This window comes from Clavibacter zhangzhiyongii (assembly GCF_014775655.1).
Classification (GTDB): domain Bacteria; phylum Actinomycetota; class Actinomycetes; order Actinomycetales; family Microbacteriaceae; genus Clavibacter; species Clavibacter zhangzhiyongii.
In genome coordinates, this window is record NZ_CP061274.1 from 2,786,802 (window position 1) to 2,803,916 (window position 17,115).

Annotated in this window: 13 protein-coding genes; 10 read left to right on the top strand and 3 right to left on the bottom strand. The window is 75.2% G+C overall.

From position 1 onward, the window contains the following. Positions 1-75 precede the first annotated feature (75 nt). From H9X71_RS13165 to H9X71_RS13180, 4 genes are all read left to right on the top strand, one after another. Positions 76-633, top strand: coding sequence for a hypothetical protein (locus tag H9X71_RS13165; RefSeq protein WP_191147481.1), 558 nt, complete (start codon positions 76-78; stop codon positions 631-633). 53 nt (positions 634-686) lie between these two features. Beyond that, positions 687-1,334 (top strand): DUF1684 domain-containing protein, encoded by a 648-nt coding sequence (locus H9X71_RS13170; protein ID WP_191147482.1) that lies wholly within the window; start codon positions 687-689, stop codon positions 1,332-1,334. 236 nt (positions 1,335-1,570) lie between these two features. Beyond that, the gene (locus H9X71_RS13175) at positions 1,571-3,115 is read left to right on the top strand and encodes a DEAD/DEAH box helicase (protein WP_191147483.1); all 1,545 of its coding nucleotides are present in this window, start codon (positions 1,571-1,573) and stop codon (positions 3,113-3,115) included. Positions 3,116-3,294: 179 nt separating this feature from the next. Then, a complete protein-coding gene (locus H9X71_RS13180; RefSeq protein ID WP_191147484.1) occupies positions 3,295-3,918 on the top strand; it encodes a TetR/AcrR family transcriptional regulator in 624 nt (207 codons plus the stop codon). Between the two features lie 52 nt (positions 3,919-3,970). Here H9X71_RS13180 and H9X71_RS13185 read toward each other — a convergent pair whose 3' ends face one another. After that, positions 3,971-4,525, bottom strand: a complete 555-nt coding sequence (locus H9X71_RS13185) for an NUDIX hydrolase family protein (RefSeq protein WP_191147485.1) — start codon at positions 4,523-4,525, stop codon at positions 3,971-3,973. 205 nt (positions 4,526-4,730) lie between these two features. Here H9X71_RS13185 and H9X71_RS13190 point away from each other — a divergent pair, with 205 nt between their 5' ends. From H9X71_RS13190 to H9X71_RS13200, 3 genes are all read left to right on the top strand, one after another. Then, entirely contained in the window at positions 4,731-5,372 is a 642-nt protein-coding gene (locus tag H9X71_RS13190) for an alpha/beta hydrolase (RefSeq protein ID WP_191147486.1), read from the top strand. Between the two features lie 82 nt (positions 5,373-5,454). After that, a complete protein-coding gene (locus tag H9X71_RS13195; protein ID WP_191147487.1) occupies positions 5,455-10,266 on the top strand; it encodes an Lhr family ATP-dependent helicase in 4,812 nt (1,603 codons plus the stop codon). 45 nt (positions 10,267-10,311) lie between these two features. Continuing rightward, entirely contained in the window at positions 10,312-11,115 is an 804-nt protein-coding gene (locus H9X71_RS13200) for an Fpg/Nei family DNA glycosylase (RefSeq protein WP_191147488.1), read from the top strand. 18 nt (positions 11,116-11,133) lie between these two features. Here the strand turns inward: H9X71_RS13200 and H9X71_RS13205 are convergent, their stop codons facing one another. Beyond that, positions 11,134-12,666: an amino acid permease gene (locus H9X71_RS13205; protein WP_191147489.1), complete on the bottom strand. Its 1,533-nt coding sequence runs from the start codon at positions 12,664-12,666 to the stop codon at positions 11,134-11,136. Positions 12,667-12,917: 251 nt separating this feature from the next. Here H9X71_RS13205 and H9X71_RS13210 point away from each other — a divergent pair, with 251 nt between their 5' ends. Next, positions 12,918-13,973, top strand: coding sequence for a sigma-70 family RNA polymerase sigma factor (locus H9X71_RS13210; RefSeq protein WP_191147490.1), 1,056 nt, complete (start codon positions 12,918-12,920; stop codon positions 13,971-13,973). Positions 13,974-14,003: 30 nt separating this feature from the next. Here the strand turns inward: H9X71_RS13210 and H9X71_RS13215 are convergent, their stop codons facing one another. Continuing rightward, positions 14,004-14,582, bottom strand: a complete 579-nt coding sequence (locus H9X71_RS13215; protein WP_191147491.1) for an ANTAR domain-containing protein — start codon at positions 14,580-14,582, stop codon at positions 14,004-14,006. Between the two features lie 228 nt (positions 14,583-14,810). On the opposite strand from H9X71_RS13215, the gene H9X71_RS13220 reads away from it, so the two are divergent. Both H9X71_RS13220 and H9X71_RS13225 read left to right on the top strand, forming a co-directional pair. Next, complete coding sequence (locus H9X71_RS13220; RefSeq protein WP_015491222.1) at positions 14,811-14,993, top strand: PspC domain-containing protein; 183 nt, start codon at positions 14,811-14,813, stop codon at positions 14,991-14,993. Between the two features lie 142 nt (positions 14,994-15,135). Further along, the gene (locus H9X71_RS13225) at positions 15,136-17,034 is read left to right on the top strand and encodes an amidase (RefSeq protein WP_191147492.1); all 1,899 of its coding nucleotides are present in this window, start codon (positions 15,136-15,138) and stop codon (positions 17,032-17,034) included. The last annotated feature ends 81 nt before the right edge of the window (positions 17,035-17,115 follow it).

The window sequence follows — 17,115 nt, forward strand, 5'->3', positions numbered from 1 at the left end:
CCCATCCTGTCCCACCGCGGCCGGGCGGCGGGCGCGGCGGGACGATCGCCCAGCCGCGCGGAGCATGCTGGGGGCATGCGCGTGCTGCTGAAGACCATCCTCGACTGCGATCCCGACGCCGCCTGGCGCGCGCTCCACTCGCCCACCGTCATGCGGGAGGTCGCGGGCCCGCTCGTCGACTTCGTGCCGCTCGAGGACGGCGGGTTCCCCACCAGCTGGGACGGCCGCGAGCACGTCGCGGCGATGCAGACGGGGCCGTTCACGGCGGGTCGGCAGAGCATCCGTCTGCGCGACATGCGGCCGCGCGTCGAGGGCGTGCGCATCGTGCGCGACGACGGCCACGGGCTCTCCGGCCTCATGGCGATCCCCACGAGCATGCGGCACAGCATGGCCGTGTCGGCGGATCCCGCCGGCCCCGACGAGGACGGCCGCGTCAAGACGCTCTTCCGCGACCAGCTCGAGTTCGAGGCCGGGCTCCTCGGCCCCGCGATGTGGCCGACCTTCTGGGCCTTCTGGCAGTGGCGCGCGTTCCGGCTCCGCCAGCTCGCGCCGACGTGGGCGTACGACTGGGAGCCCGAGGCGGAGCCCGAGCCCGAGGCCGGCGCGTCCGGCGCGGGCGTGTCCGCCGACTGACGCCGGGGCCGTCCGGCAGCGGCATCGCGCGTGGCGCCCCGTACGGTGGCTGCATGCCCTCCGCCGTCACCGCCCTCCACGTCGCCGACTGGCGCCGCCGCACGCACGAGATGTACGCGGAGGTGCGCTGGGTCGCGCAGACGGATCCCGCCGCCGCGCACGCGCTCTGGCGGCGGACCCGCGACGACATGTTCCGCAGCCACCCGGCGACGCCGCTCCTGCCCGAGCACCGCGCCGACTTCGACCGGCTCGACGTCGCGGAGTACGACCCGGCCTGGCGGTTCGAGCTGGAGATCCACGACGACCGCGGCGAGGAGCGCCACGAGGTCGAGACGGGCACCGACGGCGTCGTGCCGTTCGAGCTCCTCGGATCCGTGCACCTGCCCGCCGCCGACGGCCGCGAGGCCGGCACCCTCGACGTCTGGCGCCTCGCCAGCTACGGCGGCGGCCTGCACCTGCCCGTGAAGGACGCGTCGCACCGGCGCGAGGGCGGCACCTACGGGGGCGGCCGCTACCTGCTCGACACGGTGAAGGGATCCGACCTCGGCCCCGGCGCTCCCGGCTCGATCGTGGTGGACCTCAACTTCGCCTACAACCCGTCGTGCGCCTACGACCCGGAGTGGGCCTGCCCCCTCGCCCCGGCCGGGAACGTGCTCGGATTCGAGGTGCCCGTGGGCGAGATGGGCTTCTCCCCGGCCTGACCTGCTACGGTGGGGCCACTTGCGAGCACATCACCGTGCTCCCTGCGTCGAGAGAACGCGTTCCCTCCTCACCCCGATCAGATCGCCGCACAGGCCGACGGGGCCGAGTGACATCTTTCTTACGGCGAACGGATGCGCCCATCGGCGCCTTCGCCATCCTCCGCTTCCGTGCGGATCCGCCTCGCTGCGGATCATGACGTCGGGGCGGACCCGTGCCTGGAAGGCAACTCCCCCGAATGACCACTGACACCTTCGGCGCGCTCGGCGTGCCCGCCCCCCTCGTCTCCGCCCTCACGGCGAACGGCATCACGACGCCGTTCCCCATCCAGGTGGACACGCTGCCCGACACCCTCAACGGCCGCGACGTGCTCGGCCGCGGCAAGACCGGCTCCGGCAAGACGCTCGCGTTCGCCATCCCGATGATCGCGCGCCTCGGCGGCGGCCTCGCCGGCGGCCGTCGTCGCCCGGGCCGCCCGCTCGGCCTCATCCTCGCGCCGACCCGCGAGCTCGCCACGCAGATCACGGCCGCCATGGCGCCGCTGGCCGAGGCCTACAACCTCACCACCACCACGATCTTCGGCGGCGTCTCGCAGCAGCGCCAGGTCGCGGCCCTCAAGGCCGGCGTCGACGTGGTCGTGGCCTGCCCCGGCCGCCTCGAGGACCTCATGAAGCAGGGCTTCGTGAACCTCGACGCCGTGGAGATCACCGTCCTCGACGAGGCCGACCACATGGCCGACCTGGGCTTCCTGCCCGTCGTCACGCGGATCCTCGACAAGACCCCGAACACCGGCCAGCGCATGCTGTTCTCCGCCACGCTCGACAACGGCGTGGACAAGCTCGTCCGCCGCTACCTGCACGACCAGGTGCTGCACTCCGTCGACGAGGCGAACTCGCCCGTCGCCGCCATGACGCACCACGTGTTCGAGGCGTCCGACGTCGAGGCCAAGCGCCTCCTCGTGCAGAAGCTCGCGGGCGGCACCGGCCGCCGCATCCTCTTCATGCGCACCAAGCACCACGCCAAGAAGCTCGCGAAGCAGCTCACCGACGCGGGCATCCCGTCGGTGGACCTGCACGGCAACCTCTCGCAGGTGGCCCGCGACCGCAACCTGGCCGCGTTCTCCGCGGGCGACGTCAAGGTCCTCGTGGCCACCGACGTCGCGGCGCGCGGCGTGCACGTCGACGACATCGAGCTCGTGATCCACGTCGACCCGCCGGCCGAGCACAAGGCGTACCTGCACCGCTCGGGCCGCACGGCGCGCGCGGGCTCCGCGGGCGACGTCGTCACGATCATGCTGCCGGCGCAGCGCAAGGACGTGCAGCTCCTGATGCGCAAGGCCGACATCCACGTCACGCCGCAGCAGGTCACCGAGTCCTCCCCCGCCGTGGCCGAGCTGACGGGCGCCGTCGCGGCGTACGTCAAGCCCGCGCCGCGCGAGACGAAGTCGGTCCGCGAGTCCACCCAGCGCCAGTCGCAGGGTGGCCGCGCCAACGGCGGCGGACGCTCGCAGGGCGCCAACGCGCAGCGCAAGCGCGCGGCCCGCGACGGCGCTCCCGTCGGCGGCCGCCGCGAGGGCGCCGCGTCGGGTCGTCGCGACGGCGCCGCCTCGGGCGGACAGCGCGGCGGCAGCACGCCCCGCACGTTCAGCACCTCCTCCGAGGGCTTCGGCGGCGGCACGTCCGCCGCTCCCTCGCGTCCCCGCCAGGACCGCCCCGCGGCCTCCGGCGGCGGCGCGGCCGGCGGTCGTGCGCGCACGCACCGCCGCGTCTCCAGCGGACGCTAGACCGCACGGCGTGCAGCGCACGCCCGCGTGACACGGAGGGCCCTCGTCGACGACGGGGGCCCTCCGTCGTCCCCGGGCACGGCATCGGCCGACGCGTCCGTGCCCCGAGCTCGGAGGGCCGAGGCGCGACCTGGGGACGGTCGCCGAGGCGGCCCGACGCATCCGGATACGGTGTGCGGATGACACGCCCCGCCCTCGCCACCCGTGGCCCGTACCGCAAGGGACTGGAGCGCAGGGAGCTCCTCATCCGCACGGCCATCGAGGTGTTCGCCGAGCAGGGCTACCGCGGCAGCTCGCTGCGCGAGATCGCGTCGCGCGCGGAGATCACGCCGGCCGGCCTGCTGCACCACTTCAGCGGCAAGGAGGAGCTGCTGCTCGCCGTGCTCGCGCGTCGCGAGGAGCGCCTGGCCGCCGCCATCGAGCTGCACCGCCCGCGCAGCGTCGCCGAGCACGCGGCCGTGGTCATCGCCGACGGGGAGCAGAGCGCGTGCCTCACGCGCGTCCTCGCCGTCGTCTCGTCCGAGGCCTCGGCCGCCGGCCACTCGCTGCACGACATGTTCCGCGAGCGCCGCGCGCGCGAGCTCGACCGCATCACCTCCGGCGTCATCGTCGACCAGGCGCGCGGCATCATCGACCCGCACCTCGACCCGGAGGCCGCCGCGGCCGTCGTGCTGTCCGCCATGGACGGCCTGCACGTGCAGCGGTCCTACGGCGTGGGCGCCGGCGCCAGCGAGGCCTTCGAGGACCTGCGGCGCCACTACCTCGAGCCGCCCGAGTTCGCCGAGCGGGCCGCCGCGGTCTGAGCGCGCGTCGCCTCCGGGCGGCCGGCGCTCGCGTGCCCGGGCCGGGATACGCCTAGGGCAGCACGCCCACCGAGGCGAGGGCCGCGCGGAGCAACGCGCCGCGGCCGCCCTCCATGTCGGCGGAGACGGCGTCGGACGCGGCCTCCTCCGGCGTCATCCACGTGATCTCCAGGGCGTCCTGCCGCGGATCGCACGTGCCCGTCACCGGCACCACGTACGCGAGCGAGACGGCGTGCTGCCGGTCGTCGGTGAACGGGCTCGCGCCGGGGAACGGGAAGTACTCGGCGATCGAGAACGGCGTCGGGCTCGCGGGGAGCTGCGGGAACGCCATCGGCCCGAGGTCCTTCTCGAGGTGGCGGAAGAGCGCGTCGCGCAGGGTCTCGCCGTACATGACGCGGCCGGAGACGAGCATGCGCGTCATCTGGCCGGTGACCGTGGCGCGCAGCAGCACGCCGATGTCCTTCACCCGGCCCATCCCGTCGACCCGCACGGGCACGGCCTCCACGTAGAGGAGGGGCAGCCGCTGCCGGATCTGCGCCAGCTCCACGTCCGACAGCCAGCCGGAGTTCGGGTCGGGGATGTTCGGGTCCGGGGTGCGAACGGTCATGGTCCATTGTCACCCACGGCCGGAGCGCGACGGCCACCGGCGCGCTCCGGGGCTCGCAGCGTCCCCCGGCTGCCCGCCCGGCTGCCCGCCCGACTGCCCGCCCGACTGCCCCGATGCCGTCCAGGGGCGGGTGCGAGGATGGGCGCGCCGGTCGATCCCCGCGTCCGCGCATCCGCCGCCGCCCGGCCCGTCGACGAGGACACCCGTGACCGCTCTCCCGCTGGATCCCGACGCCGTCCTCTGGTCGGCCTCGACCGCCGAGCTCGCCGACCGGCCGCTGCTCGTGCTGCTGCACGGCTTCGGCTCGCACGAGGGCGACCTCTTCGGCCTGTCGCCGTACCTGCCGCTCGGGCCCGTGGTCGCGTCGCTGCGGGCGCCGATCGCGCTGCAGGGCGGGCACGCGTGGTTCCCGATCGTGCCCGGTACCACGGGCGACCCGGATCCCGCGGCCGCCGACGCCGCCGCGCAGGGCGTGCTCGACTGGCTCGACGCACTGCCCGTGCCGCCGCGCTCCGTCGGCCTCCTCGGCTTCAGCCAGGGCGGCGCGACCGCGCTGCAGCTCCTGCGGCTCGCGCCCGGGCGCTTCGCGTACGCGGTGCAGCTCAGCGGGTTCTCCGTGCGCGGCGGACACGCGGGCGACGCGGCCAACGCCGCCGCCCCGACGCCGGTGTTCTGGGGCCGCGGCACGGCCGACCAGGTCATCCCGGACGAGGCCGTCGCGCGCACGAGCGCCTGGATCGGCGCCCACACCGACCTCACGGAGCGCATCTACGAGGACCTGCCGCACTCCGTGTCGGCGCCGGAGCTGCGGGACGTGTCCGCCTTCATCCGGGAGCACGCGGGCTGACGGCCGCACGACCGGCCGACCGCCGCCGTCCGGCGGGCGCGCGGCCCGGCCGGATGTCGGTGGCGCGGAGGAGGATGAGCAGATGGATCCCGTCCTCGCGCGCTTCTCCCCGGCCACCCGGGAGTGGTTCCAGGGCGCCTTCCCCGGCCCCACCGCCGCGCAGACCGGCGCGTGGGAGGCCGTGCAGAAGGGGTCGCACGCGCTCGTCGTGGCGCCCACGGGATCCGGCAAGACGCTCGCGGCGTTCCTCTGGTCCATCGACCGGCTGGCCTCGCGACCCGCGCCGGAGGATCCGATGCGGCGCACGCGCGTCCTCTACATCTCGCCGCTCAAGGCGCTCGCTGTCGACGTGGAGCGGAACCTCCGCTCGCCGCTCGTGGGCATCGTGCAGACGGCGAAGCGGCTGGGCGCCGAGCCGCCCGAGGTCACGGTGGGCGTGCGCTCCGGCGACACCCCGGCGGCCGACCGGCGGGCGCTCGCGAGGACGCCGCCGGACATCCTCATCACCACGCCCGAGTCGCTGTTCCTCATGCTCACGTCGGCCGCGCGGGAGACGCTCGCGGGGGTCGAGACGGTCATCGTCGACGAGGTGCACGCGGTCGCGGCGACCAAGCGCGGCAGCCACCTCGCGCTCTCGCTGGAGCGGCTCGACGCGCTGCTCGAGAAGCCGGCCCAGCGGATCGGGCTGTCGGCCACCGTCCGGCCGCCCGAGGAGGTGGCGCGGTTCCTCGGCGGACGCTCGCCCGTGAGCATCGTGTCGCCCAAGAACACCAAGGAGTTCGACCTCCGGGTCATCGTGCCGGTCGACGACATGACCGAGCTCGGCACCACGGCGCCGCTCGAGGGGTCGGCGGCGCAAGGCGACGCGCCGCAGCAGGGGTCCATCTGGCCGCACGTGGAGGAGGGCATCGTCGACCTCGTGCTCCAGCACACGTCGTCCATCGTCTTCACGAACAGCAGGCGCCTGGCGGAGCGGCTCACGGCGCGGCTCAACGAGATCTACACGGGGCGCATCGAGGAGGGGCGGATCGACGCCGAGGGTCGGGCGATCTCGGGCGGGTCCGCGGCGGCGGACGCCGTGCCCGTGCTCGCGGGGGCCGCGGCGCTCACGTCGGCGACCTCCACCTCGTCGGGCGGCGGCGCCGACGCCACCGCGTTCTCCGCCACGCGCCGCACCGCCGCGCGCCCGCCCGCCGAGGTCATGGCGCAGGCCGGGAGCACCGAGGGCGCGGATCCCGTGCTCGCCAAGGCGCACCACGGATCCGTCTCCAAGGAGCAGCGGGCCCTCATCGAGGACGACCTCAAGTCCGGCCGCCTCCGCTGCGTGGTCGCCACCTCCAGCCTCGAGCTCGGCATCGACATGGGCGACGTCGACCTCGTGGTGCAGGTGGAGGCGCCGCCGTCGGTCGCGAGCGGGCTGCAGCGCGTCGGCCGCGCCGGGCACCAGGTGGGCGAGGTCTCCCGCGGCGTCATCTTCCCCAAGCACCGCGCCGACCTCATCCACTCGGCCGTCGCCGCGGAGCGCATGGCGAGCGGGCAGATCGAGTCGCTGCGCGTTCCCGCGAACCCGCTCGACGTGCTCGCGCAGCAGACCGTCGCCGCCGTGGCGCTCGAGTCCGTCGGCGTCGAGGAGTGGTTCGACATCGTGCGGCGGAGCGCGCCCTTCGCGACCCTCCCGCGCTCCGCGTACGAGGCCACGCTCGACCTGCTGAGCGGCCGCTACCCGTCCGACGAGTTCGCGGAGCTGCGGCCCCGCATCGTGTGGGACCGCGACGAGGGCACCATCGAGGGGCGGCCGGGCGCGCAGCGGCTCGCGGTCACCTCCGGCGGCACCATCCCCGACCGCGGCCTGTTCGGCGTGTTCATGGTGGGCGAGAAGGCGTCGCGCGTCGGCGAGCTCGACGAGGAGATGGTCTACGAGTCGCGCGTCGGCGACGTGTTCGCGCTGGGGGCCACGAGCTGGCGGATCCAGGAGATCACGCACGACCGCGTGCTCGTCACGCCCGCGTTCGGCGAGCCCGGCAAGCTGCCGTTCTGGAAGGGCGACGGGCTCGGCCGGCCGCTGGAGCTCGGCCGCGCCATCGGGGCGTTCGTGCGCGAGCTGTCGGGATCCGCGGTCGACGACGCCCGGGCCCGGGCCGGCCGCGTGGGCCTCGACGACCGCGCCGTGAACAACCTGCTCGCGTTCCTCGACGACCAGAAGAAGGCCACCGGCCACGTCCCGAACGACCGCACCCTCGTCGTCGAGCGCTTCCGCGACGAGCTGGGCGACTGGCGCGTGGTGCTGCACTCCCCCTACGGGATGCAGGTGCACGCGCCGTGGGCGCTCGCGGTGGGTGCGCGGGTCACCGAGCTGTACGGCATCGACGGCGCGACCATGGCCAACGACGACGGCATCGTGGTGCGCATCCCCGAGACCGACGGCGAGCCGCCGGGAGCCGACCTCTTCGTGTTCGAGCCGGACGAGCTCGACGCCATCGTCACGCGCGAGGTCGGCGGGTCCGCGCTGTTCGCCTCGCGCTTCCGCGAGTGCGCGGCCCGCGCTCTCCTGCTGCCGCGCTACAACCCCGGCCGCCGCTCGCCGCTCTGGCAGCAGCGCCAGCGGGCGTCGCAGCTGCTCGACGTCGCGCGCAAGTTCCCCGCGTTCCCCATCGTGCTGGAGACCGTGCGCGAGGTGCTGCAGGACGTCTACGACCTTCCCGCGCTCACGTCGCTCGCGAAGGACATCGAGGCCCGGCGCATCAAGATCGTCGAGACCACCACGGAGGACGCGTCGCCGTTCGCGCGCAGCCTCCTCTTCAGCTACGTCGGCGCCTTCATGTACGAGGGCGACAGCCCGCTCGCCGAGCGCCGGGCCGCGGCGCTCTCGCTCGACGCCGGGCTCCTCAGCGAGCTGCTGGGCCGGGCGGAGCTGCGCGAGCTGCTGGATCCCGCGGTCATCGCCCGCACCGAGCTGGAGCTGCAGCGGCTCGCGCCCGATCGGCGGGCGAAGGGGCTCGAGGGCGTGGCCGACCTGCTGCGGATCCTCGGCCCGCTCGACGCCGACGAGGTCGCCGCGCGCCTCGAGCCCGAGGAGGCCGGCGAGGGCGCCGCGCACCTCGACGCCCTCGTCGTCGGCAAGCGCGCGCTCCGCGTCTCGTTCGGCGGGCAGCCGCGCGTCGCCGCCATCGAGGACGCGAGCCGCCTCCGCGACGCCCTCGGGGTGCCGCTGCCCATCGGCACGCCGCTCGCCTTCGTCGAGCCCGTGGCCGATCCGCTCGGCGACCTCGTGGGCCGGTACGCGCGCACGCACGGCCCCTTCACCATCGCGGACGCGGCCACCGGCATCGGCCTCGGATCCGCCGTGATCGCCGACACGCTCGCCCGGCTCGGCGCCCAGCGGCGGGTGGTCGAGGGCGAGTTCCGGCCGGGCGCCTCCGGCAGCGAGTGGTGCGACGTCGAGGTGCTGCGGCGCCTCCGGAGCCGCTCGCTGGCGGCGCTCCGCAGCGAGGTCGAGCCGGTCGAGCGAGCCGCGTACGCGCGCTTCCTGCCGGCGTGGCAGCACGTCGCGGGCGCGGACCGCGAACGCGGGCTCCGCGGGGTCGACGGCGTGCTGCAGGTCATCGAGCAGCTCGCGGGCGCGCCCGTGCCCGCCTCCGCGTGGGAGACGCTCGTGCTGCCCGCCCGGGTGCGCGACTACACGCCCGCCTTCCTCGACGAGCTCACGTCCACGGGCGAGGTCATCTGGTCGGGCGCCGGCACGCTCGCGGGCGCCGACGGCTGGGTGAGCCTGCACCTCGCCGACCAGGTCGCGCTCACGCTGCCGGAGCCCGACGCGCACGACACCGACGAGCTGCAGCGCGAGGTCCTCACCACGCTCGGCACGGGCGGCGGCTACTTCTTCCGGCAGCTGAGCGACGCCGTCGGATCCACGGACGACAAGGCGCTCGTCACCGCGCTGTGGGACCTCGTGTGGGCGGGCCTCGTCACGAACGACACGCTCTCGCCGCTGCGGGCGCTGCTCGCGGGCGGATCCACCGCGCACAAGACCCCGCAGCGGGCGCCGCGCGGCCGCATGTACCGGGGAGGGCGGATGCCGCGGCCCGACATGCCCACGCGCACCGGGCCCTCGACGGCGGCCGGGCGGTGGTCGATCGTGCCGCTCGCCGAGACCGACGCCACCGTGCGCGCCGCGGGCACGGCCGAGCTGCTGCTCGAGCGGTACGGCGTGGTCACGCGCGGGTCGGTCATGACCGAGCGCGTGCCGGGCGGCTTCGCGCTCACCTACAAGGTGCTCGCCGGGTTCGAGGACACCGGGCGCGCGCGCCGCGGGTACTTCATCGAGACGCTGGGCGCGGCGCAGTTCTCCACGGGCGGGACGGTCGACCGGCTGCGCGGCTTCACGCGGGATCCCGACGCGGGCGAGCGGCCGCTGAACGCGCTGACGCTGGCGGCCACGGATCCGGCCAACGCGTACGGCGCGGCGCTGCCCTGGCCGCGGCTCGACGGGTCGTCGGTGGACGGCGACGACGGCGCGGACGCGGATCCCGCGGGCGACGCGGACGGCGGCGGCGCGACGGCGACGGTCGCGGCGGCCGGCAGCGTCGACGCGCGCGGCGAGCGGCCCACGGGCCACCGGGCCGGCCGCAAGGCGGGCGCGCTCGTCGTGCTGGTCGACGGCGAGCTCGTGCTCTACGTGGAGCGCGGCGGCAAGACGGTGCTGCGGTTCGACGACGACGAGGCCGTGCTGCGCGCGGCGGCGGAGTCGCTCGGCGGCGTCGTCCGGCGCGGCGGCGTGGCGAAGCTCGCGATCGAGAAGGTCAACGGCGCGTTCATCCTCGGCACCCCGCTCGGCACGGCGCTGCAAGAGCACGGATTCTCGGCCACGCCGCGCGGGCTGCGGATGCGGTCGTGAGCGTGCGCACGTCCCCGAGCGGCATCGCCACGACGGGAGCCGCGCGTGCCTGAGGGCGACACCGTCTACCGCACCGCCGCGCACCTGCACGAGGCCATCGGCGGCCGGGTGCTCACGCGCAGCGACTTCCGCGTGCCGAAGCACGCGACGCTCGACCTCGTCGGGCGCGAGGTCGACGAGGTCGTGAGCGTCGGGAAGCACATCCTCCACCGGGTCGACGACGTCACGATCCACAGCCACCTCAAGATGGAGGGGTCCTGGCACATCTACCAGCACGGCACCGCGTGGCGGCGGCCGGCGTTCGAGGCGCGCGTCGTGCTCGAGACGGCGGAGCGCGTCACGGTGGGCTTCTCGCTGGGGGTGCTCGAGGTGATCCCGCGCGACCAGGAGCACACGGTCGTCGGGCACCTGGGGCCGGACATCCTCGGCCCAGGGTGGGATGACGCGCAGGCGGAGGAGGTCGTGCGGCGCATCGCCGCCCAGCCCGACCGTCCCATCGGCCTCGCGCTCCTCGACCAGCGGAACGCGGCCGGAATCGGCAACGTCTACCGCGCCGAGCTCTGCTTCCTCCGCGGCGTGCTGCCCACGCGGCCGGTGCGCGAGGTGCCGGACCTGCCCGCGATGGTCGCGCTCGCCCGCCGCACCATGCGCGCCAACCGCGACCGCATCGAGCGCACCACCACGGGCGACCTCCGCCGCGGCCGCACCGACTGGGTCTACGGGCGCAAGGGCAAGCCGTGCCTGCGATGCGGCACGCGCATCCTGCAGGGCCAGCTCGGCGACCCCGTGCGGCCCGGCATGGGCTCGCAGGACCGGGTCACCTACTGGTGCCCGCGCTGCCAGACCTGACGCGCGGGCACCCGGGGATCAGTCCCGCGGCGTCGACGCCGACGGCAGCTCGGGCGCGGGCTCGCCGCCCGCCGCGATCCGCGCCTCCTCCTTGCCGAGCACCGAGTGGCGGCGGCCGTAGAGGAAGTAGATCGCGAAGCCGATCGCGAGCCAGACGACGAAGCGCACCCAGGTGAGGGTCGTGAGGTTGAGCATCAGCCAGATGCAGAGCACGGCCGAGAGGATCGGCAGCCACGGCATGAAGGGCACACGGAACGACGCGCGGATGTCCGGTCGCTTGCGACGCAGCACGATCACGCCGATGCTCACCAGCACGAACGCGGACAGCGTGCCGATGTTGATCATCTCCTCCAGCACGCCCACGTCGGTGAAGCCGGCGAGGGCCGCGACCACGACGCCCGCGATGATCTGCACGCGCACCGGCGTCCGGCGCTTCGCCGAGGTGCGGCTGAGGCCGCGCGGCAGCAGGCCGTCGCGGCTCATCGCGAACACCACGCGCGCGAGGCCGAGCAGCAGCACCATGAGCACGGTGGTGAGGCCGAGCAGCGTGCCGATGGAGATGACCTGCGCCGCCCATCCGGCGCCCACCGCGGTGAACGCGGTCGTGAGCGACGGGTCCTCGGCGTCGGCGAGCACCGTGTACGGCACCATGCCCGTGAGCACGAGGGTCACGAGCACGTAGAGCACGGTGACGACCGCGAGGCCCGCGAAGATGCCGCGCGGCAGGGTGCGCTGCGGGTCCTTGACCTCCTCGGCGCTCGTGGCGACGACGTCGAAGCCGATGAACGCGAAGAAGACGAGCGAGGCGCCGGCGAGCAGGCCGTAGAGGCCGTACTGCGTGGGCTCCTGGCCGCTCGCCCACGAGAAGAGGGACTGGGTCCAGACGTCGGCGGCCTTGCCCTCGGCGGGCTGCTGCGGCGGGATGAAGGGCGCGTAGTTCTCGGCCTTCACGTAGAAGGCGCCCACGACGATCACGAACAGGACGACCGCGACCTTGAGCACGGTGAAGACGCTCGAGACGCGGCTGGAGAGCTTGGTGCCGAGCACGAGCAGCACGGTGAAGATCCCGGTGATGAGCACGGCGCCCCAGCTGATCCCGAGACCGAAGACCGTGACGGTGGCGGGGATGTCGAGCCCCGCGAGCTGCAGCGCCGACTCCAGGTAGATGCCCCAGTACTTGGCGATGACGGCTGCCGCGGTGAGCATCTCGAGGATGAGGTCCCAGCCGATGATCCAGGCGAGCAGCTCGCCCATGGTCGCGTAGGTGAACGTGTACGCGCTGCCCGCGACCGGCACGGCCGACGCGAACTCGGCGTAGCACATGATCGCGAGGCCGCACGTGACGGCGGCGAGCACGAACGCGAGCGTGACCGACGGGCCCGCGTAGTTGCCGGCCGCCTTCGCGCCGACGGAGAAGATGCCGGCGCCGACCGCGACGGCCACGCCCATGAGCATGAGGTCCCAGGTGCCGAGCGAGCGGGTGAGGCTGCGCTCGCCTCCCGCGGCGTCGGCGAGCGACGACTCGATGCTCTTCGTGCGGAACAGGCTCATGGGACGTCCGTTCGGGTGGGGAGGCGGGGAACGGGGATCGAGCCTACCGGCGCGCGGGCCGCGCCCCCGTGCGGGGGCGCTGCTCCGGACTGGTGCGGATGCGGCGGCCATCGACACGCCCGGCCGACGGAGAAGCAGGAGAAGCGCCGAGGAGAAGTGCTCGCCCGACCTAGGCACCTCCGAGAAGCAGTGCTTCTCTGGAGGAGCGGTCAAGCAGCGTGCCGCGTCCGCCTTCGTCCGGAGGGTCCTGAGTGACCGGAACGCTGCGCTCGCGCGCCCTCGTCGCCGCATCGCCCGCCTCGCGCGGAGCCGCCTCGGCGACCCCAGCCGCGACGGCCCTCCCGCGCACAGCGGGTCGATCCGCGACCCGGTCCGCCCCGGTGGCGCCGACCCCGCTCGGCTCCGCCGTGACGGCGACCGCGACGACCGCGGAGCGCGCGGCGACGGGCCTCGCCGCCGCCCGCGACGAGAAGCGCCGGCTGACCCACGAGCGCTTCGTGCGGGCTGCGGCCGCCGCCGAGGATCCCGCGGGCGACGCCGAGCGCCGCCGGCTGCACGACCAGATCGTCCTCGACCACCTCGAGCTCGCCGACCAGCTGGCCCGCCAGCACTCGGGCCGCGCCCACGACTGGAGCGACCTCCGCCAGGTCGGCTACCTCGGCCTCGTGAAGGCCGCGCGCCGCTACGACCCGGGCTTCGGCGCGCCCTTCGTGTCGTTCGCGATCCCCACCATCTCCGGCGAGATCAAGCGCCACCTGCGGGACAACGGCTGGGTCGTGCGGCCGCCCCGCCAGATCCAGGAGCTGCGGCACGCGCTCCTCGCGGTCGTGCCCGCGCTCACGCAGCGCCTCGGCCGCACGCCCACCGACGCGGAGCTGGCCGCGCACACCGGGCACCCGCGCGAGGAGGTCGCCGAGGCGCTGGCCGCGCACTCGAGCCTGCGTCCCGCGTCCCTCGACTTCACGGTGCACGAGGAGGAGGGGACCTCGCTCGCCGAGACCCTCGGCGCCGACGACCCCGGCTTCGCGCGCGCCGAGCGCACGGTGCTGCTGGACGCCGCCCGCGGGGTGCTCAGCGACCGCGACCGGCGGATCCTGCACCTGCGCTTCGTCGACGAGTGCAGCCAGAGCGAGATCGCGGCTGAGCTCGGCGTGACCCAGATGCAGGTGTCGCGGCTGCTGGCGCGGATCCTCGGCCGGCTGCGCGCGGAGCTCACCCGCGGCGAGCCGGAGGCGCTGCCCGAGGCCGCGCCGCTCGCGGAGGTGTCGCCCATCCGCGCGGGCGTAGCGGACCGGCGCTCGGCCTGACGCCTCGCCAGGCCGCGCGGGCGGATCCGCTCAGGCCGAGGGCAGCGCGCCCGTCTCGACCACGCGACGCGCGACCTCGACGAGCTTCACGTTGCCGTCCTGCGAGTGACGGCGGAGGACCTGGAACGCGCGGTCGGCGTCGAGCGAGAAGCGCTCCATGAGGATCCCCTGCGCCTGCCCGATGAGCGAGCGCGACGCGAGCCCGCGGGCGAGGTCCTCCGCGGAGTCCCACGCGGCGAGCGCGATGCGCGCGTGCACGGCGACCTCCTCGGCGACGACCAGGTCGTCCTCGCCGAGCGCGGCGGATCCGCGGTGCAGCGCGACGACGCCGGCGGCACCCGGGCGCACGGCCGGCTCGTCCCCCAGGGCCACGATCAGCAGGCCGGACCCGGTCGCCGGCCCCGGCCCCCGCAGCAGCTCGGCGAGCGCCGGCCCGGTCTCCCCGGCCACCGCGATCCCGGCTCCGCGCGGCAGGACCACGGCCGCGCCGGTCGCGGAAGACGCGTCGAGGAGGGCGGCGAGCAGGAGGTCGACCCCGGAGGAACGATCGGCGGCGGAGTGGATCGCGGCGACGACGCGGGCGGGCAGGGCGGACCGGCGCTGCTCCATCCGTTCCTCCTGGCGCTCGAGGGGCGTGGCGGCTCACCGGACGCGTGCGCGACCGCGACCCGCGGCATCGCGAGGAGACGCCGAGCCCCGGCTCGACCGTTCGAGTATCGCACCATGGCTTTGGGCCCAAACCGACCCGGGGGAGAACTCACGGGGAGCCGTACGCTCGCGCGCGGGAGCCGCGCCCCCGTCCGGTCGCCGCCCACCCGCGCCTGGCATGCTCGGTGCATGGCCACCCTCATGCGTCCCCGTCGCGGGAAGATCATCGCCGGCGTCTGCGCCGCGCTCGCCGACCGCTTCGGCATCAGCCGCTTCCTCGTCCGCCTGCTCTTCGTGATCTCGATCGTGCTGCCGGGCCCGCAGGTGCTGCTGTACCTGATCCTCTGGATCGTCTTCCCCAAGCAGCGCTGACCCGCCGGATGGTCCCGTCGCCCGCGGCGCCGCCCGCGCCCGCGCCGCCCGGCGACCCGGGATCGTCCCGCGCCCGAAACGCCGCCGCAACACCCGGTTCCCAGACTGAGGAGACGCCTCTCCCCCGTCTGGAGGAATCCGCATGGCCGCACGCCGACGCCCCCGCGCGCGCATCCGCCGCGCGCCCGTCCTCGTCGGCCGCGGCGTCGCGACGCTCGCCCTCGCGGCCGCGCTCGCGGTCGGCGGACTCGGCGTCGGCACCGCGTCCCCGGCCCGCGCCCTCGCCGAGCGCCCCGCGGCGGACGCAAGCGTGAGCGCCCCCGCCGTCGTCGACCTGAATGTCGCCGACACGGTCGCGCTGCTCGACTCGGGCGCCACCACCTCCGTCGAGCTGACCCGCGCCTACCTCGCGCGCATCGAGGAGTACGACGACCCGCGCGGCGACCGGAAGGGCTTGAAGGCCGTCATCACGACGAACGCGGACGCGCTCGCGACCGCCGCCGAGCTCGACGCGGAGCGCGCGGCCGGCACGATCCGCGGGCCGCTGCACGGCGTGCCGATCGTCGTCAAGGACAACCTCGCGACCGCCGACATGCCCACCACCGCCGGCAGCGCCGCGCTCGCCGAGTACCGGACGCGCGACGACGCCACGGTCGTCGCGAGGCTCCGCGCGGCCGGCGCGATCGTCCTCGCGAAGACGAACATGTCGGAGTTCGCCTGGCACGGCACCTACACGCTGAGCTCCGCGCGCGGGCGCACCGCGAACCCCTACGACCTCTCGTGGAGCGCGAGCGGATCCAGCGGCGGCACGGGCGCGGCGGTCGCGGCCGCGTACGCGCCGGCGGGCCTCGGCACCGACTCGTGCGGATCCGTGCTCGGCCCGGCCGCGCACCAGAGCCTCGTCGGGCTCCGGCCGACCCTCGGCCTCACGAGCACGGCCGGCGTCGTGCCGCTCTCGCCGCGGCAGGACGTGGTCGGCCCGCTCACCACGACGGTCGCCGACGCCGCGCTCCTCCTGGAGGTGCTCGCGGGGCGCGACCCGGCGGATCCGCTCACGGTCGCCGCCGACGCGCAGCCCGGCACCGCGTACGTGGCCGGCCTCCGCCCCGACGCGCTCGCGGGCAAGCGGATCGGCGTCGTGCGCTGGGCGTTCGAGGAGGACCCCGAGAAGCCGGGCCTCGCCGAGACGACCGCGCTGTTCGAGCAGGCCGTGCGCGACCTCGCGGCGCAGGGCGCCGAGGTGGTCGAGGTCCCGCTCACGCGCGAGTTCGTCGAGGGGACGCTGCAGAGCGGCGGCTGGATGGACATGCGCCCGTCCATCGACCGCTTCCTCCGTGAGACACCCGCGACCTGGCCGGCCCGCGTCGCCGCGCGCACCGCGCCCGAGGACGTCCTCTCGTTCGCCGACGCGATGGCGGACCGCGCGAGCGCGCTCACGGACGGCGACATCGCCCACTTCCTCGGTCAGCGCGACGTCCCGAACCCCGAGTACGACGCGGCGATCGCCGAGCAGGAGGCGGGCAGGGACGCGATGGACGCGTTCTTCGTCGAGCACGGCGTCGACGCCCTCGCGATGCCCGTGAGCGCCACCAGCGCGACGCCGACCTGGGCGGGCACCACCTTCTGCGACGTCGGCGCGAACACCGGGATCCCCACGATCTCCGTGCCGGCCGGCTTCACGTCGGCGGGCGCGCCCGTGGGGCTCGAGCTCGCCGCGCCCCGGCACCGGGACGGCGACCTGCTCGCGATGGCCTACGCGTACGAGCAGGCGACGCTGCACCGGGTCGCGCCCACGGCCACGCCGGAGCTGGCGGTGGCCGAGGAGCCCGCGGCAGCCGACGACGGGACGGCGGCGGGCCCCGCCCCCGCCGGATCCGCTCCCCAGGCGCTCGGCGCCGCCCGCGTCACGGGCGCCGGCGTCAACACCGGCGCGCAGAACCTCGCCATCTCCGCGGGCCTCGCGCTCGTCGCCGGCGTCGTGGTCGCCTGCGGAGCCGGCCTCCTCCGCCGACGCCGCGCCCGGGGATCCGGACCCGTCTGATCCTCTGCGAGTCGGGGCCGGTCGCTGGGCGTGTCGCCCGCGGCTCGGCAGGCTGGGAGGACGACGACGAAAGGACTCCCC